This window comes from Nocardia wallacei (assembly GCF_029868745.1).
In the GTDB taxonomy this organism is placed as follows: domain Bacteria; phylum Actinomycetota; class Actinomycetes; order Mycobacteriales; family Mycobacteriaceae; genus Nocardia; species Nocardia wallacei_B.
This window is the reverse complement of sequence record NZ_JARWOP010000337.1, coordinates 1-4,633: the sequence shown is the minus strand read 5'-3', so window position 1 is coordinate 4,633 and position 4,633 is coordinate 1. Positions and strand designations below refer to the sequence as shown.

The 4,633-nt window shown below is 66.0% G+C and carries 5 protein-coding genes; all 5 read left to right on the top strand.

The genetic code is table 11. The features are described from left to right. Positions 1–474 precede the first annotated feature (474 nt). The 5 genes from QH470_RS31525 (at position 475) to murA (ending at position 4,253) form a co-directional block, all read left to right on the top strand. Positions 475–1,020 (top strand): MspA family porin, encoded by a 546-nt coding sequence (locus tag QH470_RS31525; RefSeq protein ID WP_342228477.1) that lies wholly within the window; start codon positions 475–477, stop codon positions 1,018–1,020. Positions 1,021–1,031: 11 nt separating this feature from the next. After that, complete coding sequence (locus QH470_RS31520) at positions 1,032–1,715, top strand: MspA family porin (protein WP_280276021.1); 684 nt, start codon at positions 1,032–1,034, stop codon at positions 1,713–1,715. 204 nt (positions 1,716–1,919) lie between these two features. Next, the gene (locus tag QH470_RS31515) at positions 1,920–2,336 is read left to right on the top strand and encodes a DUF2550 domain-containing protein (protein WP_280276020.1); all 417 of its coding nucleotides are present in this window, start codon (positions 1,920–1,922) and stop codon (positions 2,334–2,336) included. A 26-nt stretch (positions 2,337–2,362) separates the two neighbouring features. Then, on the top strand, positions 2,363–2,947 hold the full coding sequence (locus tag QH470_RS31510; protein WP_280276019.1) for a cob(I)yrinic acid a,c-diamide adenosyltransferase: 585 nt from the start codon (positions 2,363–2,365) through the stop codon (positions 2,945–2,947). 52 nt (positions 2,948–2,999) lie between these two features. Beyond that, entirely contained in the window at positions 3,000–4,253 is a 1,254-nt protein-coding gene (gene murA, locus QH470_RS31505; RefSeq protein ID WP_280276018.1) for a UDP-N-acetylglucosamine 1-carboxyvinyltransferase, read from the top strand. The last annotated feature ends 380 nt before the right edge of the window (positions 4,254–4,633 follow it).

Sequence of the window (4,633 nt, the reverse complement as noted above, 5' to 3'; positions counted from 1 at the left end):
GGGTCCCCGGCTCAAACCGGGGGCGGTCCGGGGGGGGGGGGGGGGGCGCCGGGGCGCCCGCCCCGGCCCGTCCCACCCCCGGGGGCCCCCGGGCCCTTCCCCGGGGGCCCCCCGTCGTTTTGTGTCGATTTTCCGGACGGCACAAGTCTTTTCGCAATGTCCGATTCGAATTCGCGACACAGTTGCCCGGCTACGAATCAATTACCCGGCCCGGGTTAGTATCGAGCACCGGTCCACTCGTGACCGAACTCGCCGACGATCTTTCGGCATTTTCGAAGGTTTCAGCTTCACCTGAAGTACCGAGCATTACCTCAGCACTGTCTGATCGGCGCAAGCGTCACGATGAGCGAGGGGTGGATGATCAAGAATCAGGTAAACGGAACGCGATTGCTCCTGCGTATCACCGCCGCGGCGGCCACAATCGCGACGGTATTCGGCCTGTGGTCGCCGGGCGCCGCGCGGGCGGATACTTTTGTGCCGCTGCCCGACGGACATATCGAGCGGGCGGGGGTCGTTATTCACAGTTCCGGCGAACATGCAGTGCTGGCACCGTCGCTGGCGGCCAACGGCGCCGGCCGCACGGCCTGGGTCAGCGGCGATGTGACGGTCGACATCGATACACCGCCCGGTGTGATCGGCCCCAACAATGGCGCGTTGAACGAGCCGGGCACCAATGATTCGTCGACACACGGCTCCTCCGGGTTGACGGTCGGCTATCTCGTCGGTTGCCAGGTGGCGCTCGGATCGTTCGGTCCCTCGCTCGGCGCGACGCTGTCCTCGACTCCGTCCATCACCGCCGGTGTGTCCTTTCCGATCAGCCCCGGCGAGGTGAAATGGGTGCAGATCAACAACAAGGACATGACCAAATCGGGCCGGTATTTCCTCAATTACCAAGACGTTCCGATGGATGTGCAGGGCTGCGCCGGTTATGCGCAGGCCCGCAGTTTCGCCGTGGTCGAGGTCATCGGCCCCGACTATCACAAAGTCACGCTGTACGGCCAGCCGTTCAGCATCGGCTGAAAGGAAAACGCATGTACCGCAGTAGAACTCTGCGACGTGGCCGGGCGGCCGGGCTGCTGGCGGCGGTGACCGTCGGGCTGGGATTGTGTTCCTCCGGCGCCGCGAATGCCGATACGTTCGTTCCGCTGCAAGGCGGTTCGATCACCCGCACCCTGGGCGACGGCACCGTGGTGACGCTGTCGATCGTGGACGAGTCGGCGACAATCAGCGGATCCATGGGCGCGACGCCGACTCATCGCAACGTCTGGACATCGGGCCGGGTGGTCGCCGATGTGTCCGGCCCCGGCGCGGATTCGGCGAGTATTCAGCTGAATCCGGGTTACGTGGTCGGCTGTCAGGTGGACATCGGGTCGCTGAACTCGCAGGACACGGACACTCAGGGCACCCAGACCGGTGGCGCGGGGCTGGCGGCACCGGTCATCGGAGTCACCGAAACCCTCACCATCGCCCCCGGTCAGGCCGTGACCCGCTACGTCCTCGACATCGAGCAACCGGACGACTACGGCAACGAGATTCACAAGAAGCACCCCACGGTCGACGGTTCGCACGCCAGCGTCAGCTGGACCGACGAGACCTTCGCCGTCAACGGGTGCGGCGGCTACGCCCAGGCGAGGGCGTTCACGATGGCCGATGTCTCGACCGAAGCGGGCGAGAGCATGCTCACCGTCTGGGGCCAGCCGTTCACCATGGGCTGAGCCGCCCACACTCCCGGATCGCATCGCCCGGGACGCGGAATCCGCCGTTCACGCGTCCCGGGCACCCGGCCCGATTAGGCTGGCGCTCTGCGTTATGGGACTGTTTGTAGACTCGCCCCAACGGTGACCTTGTTCGGGGATGGCACGGCACCCGCACCAGCACAGGGGCAAAGGCGAAGGGACGGACCTGGATTGCGGACCGGGATGGTGCTTCTGATCATTCTGGTGCTGCTGCTCGTCGGCCTGGCGCTGGTTTCGATCTACCGATTCGTCATGCTGCGCCGCGGCGGGACGGCCGCGATTCTGCGCGTGCTGCCGGCCAAGGGCGGGCAGGGCTGGCGGCACGGCCTGATCCGCTACGACGAAGACCGCTTGGTCTTCTTCAAGTTGACGAGCGTGAAACTGGGTGCCGACGCCACGATTCGGCGGCTGGGCATCGAGGTCACCGATCGCCGCGGCCCGGTCGGCGACGAATACGACATCATGACCGACGACATCATCGTCATCGCGGTCTCCGACGGCGACGGCAGTTACGAGCTGGCGCTGGACCGCGGGGCGTTGGCGGCCTTCCTGTCCTGGGTCGAGTCCCGTCCCTCGGAGCGAATCCGCCGCCGCAGGTGATCGTCGTCCGGCGCTAGGGTTGTGGTGTGAGCGTGCACCTGACTCGGATCTATACGCGAACCGGCGACGACGGCACCACGGGCCTGAGCGACTTCTCCCGGGTGTCCAAGACCGACGCGCGGCTGGTCGCCTATGCCGACTGTGACGAGACCAACGCCGCGATCGGCGTCGCAATCGCGCTCGGCGCACCCGATCCCGAGATCGAACGGGTACTGCGGCAGATACAGAACGATCTCTTCGACGCCGGCGCCGACCTGTCCACTCCGGTGGTCGCCGAGCCGAAGTACCCGCCGCTGCGCATCACCCAGGACTACATCGACCGGCTGGAGCGCTGGTGCGATCGGTTCAATGATGGTCTGGCGCCGCTGAATTCGTTCATTCTGCCGGGCGGCACACCGCTGGCGGCGCTGCTGCACACCGCGCGGACGGTGGCGCGCCGGACCGAGCGGTCTGCTTGGTCGGCGGTAGCCGCGCATCCCGACGACACCTCGGTATTGCCGGCGAAGTACCTGAATCGGCTGTCGGATCTGCTGTTCATCCTCGGCCGGGTGGCCAATCCGGACGGCGATGTGCTGTGGCGCCCGGGCGTTTCGGACGAGAACGCGGGGTAGCGGGCGGGCGGAGTGGTCACCATCGTTCGTCGCGCCCACTAGGCTGACCCCCGTGAGTGAACGGTTTCTGGTGACCGGGGGCAGTCGGCTCGCCGGCGAGGTGGCGGTCGGTGGTGCCAAGAACAGCGTGCTCAAGCTGATGGCCGCCGCATTGCTGGCCGAGGGCACGACGACGATCACCAACTGCCCGGACATCCTCGATGTCCCGCTGATGGCCGAGGTGCTGCGAGGTCTCGGCTGCGATGTGACGGTCGACGGCTCCGTGGTGACCATCGATACCCCTACCGAGCCGAAGTACCACGCGGATTTCCCTGCGGTCACGCAGTTCCGGGCCTCGGTCTGCGTGCTCGGGCCGTTGATGGCCCGGTGCAAGCGCGCGGTGGTGGCATTGCCCGGCGGTGACGCGATCGGTTCCCGGCCGCTCGACATGCACCAGACGGGGTTGCGATTGCTCGGCGCGACCAGCGAGATCGAGCACGGTTGCCTGGTCGCCCGTGCCGACGAGTTGCAGGGCGCGCGCATCCGGCTGGACTTCCCCTCGGTCGGGGCGACCGAGAACATCCTGATGGCGGCGGTGCTGGCCGAGGGCGAGACGGTCATCGACAACGCCGCGCGCGAACCGGAGATCGTCGACCTGTGCACGATGCTGACCAGGATGGGCGCACGCATCAGCGGTGCGGGCACCTCGGTCCTGACCATCGACGGGGTGCGTAAGCTCTCGCCGACCACGCACCAGGTGATCGGCGACCGTATCGTCGCCGCCACGTGGGGGATCGCCGCCGCCATGACGCTGGGCGACGTGCGGGTGACGGGGATCAACCCCAAACATCTGTCGCTCGTGCTGGACAAGCTGCGGTCCGCCGGCGCGCGAATCTCGTTCGAGCCGGACGGGTTTCGTGTTCTGCAGGCCGAACGTCCGCGTGCGGTGAACTTCTCGACGCTGCCGTTCCCCGGCTTCCCGACCGACCTGCAGCCGATGGCCATCGGCCTCGCGGCCATCGCGGACGGCACCTCGATGATCACCGAGAACGTCTTCGAGGCCCGATTCCGGTTCGTGGAGGAGATGATTCGCCTGGGCGCCGACGCCCGCACCGACGGTCACCATGCCGTGGTGCGTGGTATCCCGCGATTGTCGAGCGCGCCGGTCTGGTCCTCGGACATTCGCGCGGGCGCCGGTCTGGTGCTCGCGGGGCTGGTCGCCGACGGCGTGACGGAGGTGCACGACGTCTTCCACATCGACCGCGGGTACCCCGACTTCGTGGAGAACCTGCGCGCGCTGGGCGCCGGAGTCGAGCGCGTGAGCTGATCACGTAACCCTGTTGACCAGGCGATTTGACATCGATTCCACCGACACGTAACTTATTCCAGGTCAGAGCGACACGGACACCGACCCGGGCCGAGAGGCCGGGGACACGAGGTTGGACGATGAGCGCCTGACGATCACACTGGCTCTACTTCGAACCCGGATTTGGTTCCGTGTTCATGGTCGGGCTAAGCTGTAAAAGTTGCCCAGCCGATCGACCGGGATACTCCCGTGAGATTACTGGTGCGTGTGTTCTTTGAGAACTCAATAGTGTGTCGATGAATGTCAGTGCCAATTATTTTGGTTCCGGCTCTCTACACCCCCGTGTGAGGGTCGGGTATTTTTTGTCAGCTATTTTTCCGGCTGGCGTTTAAGTTAGGTTT

What these genes read in the sequence shown, in the direction of transcription:
- QH470_RS31520 (WP_280276021.1), top strand. Translation starts at nt 1,032, where the DNA reads ATGTACCGCAGTAGAACTCTGCGACGTGGCCGGGCGGCCGGGCTGCTG.
- QH470_RS31515 (WP_280276020.1), top strand. Translation starts at nt 1,920, where the DNA reads ATGGTGCTTCTGATCATTCTGGTGCTGCTGCTCGTCGGCCTGGCGCTG.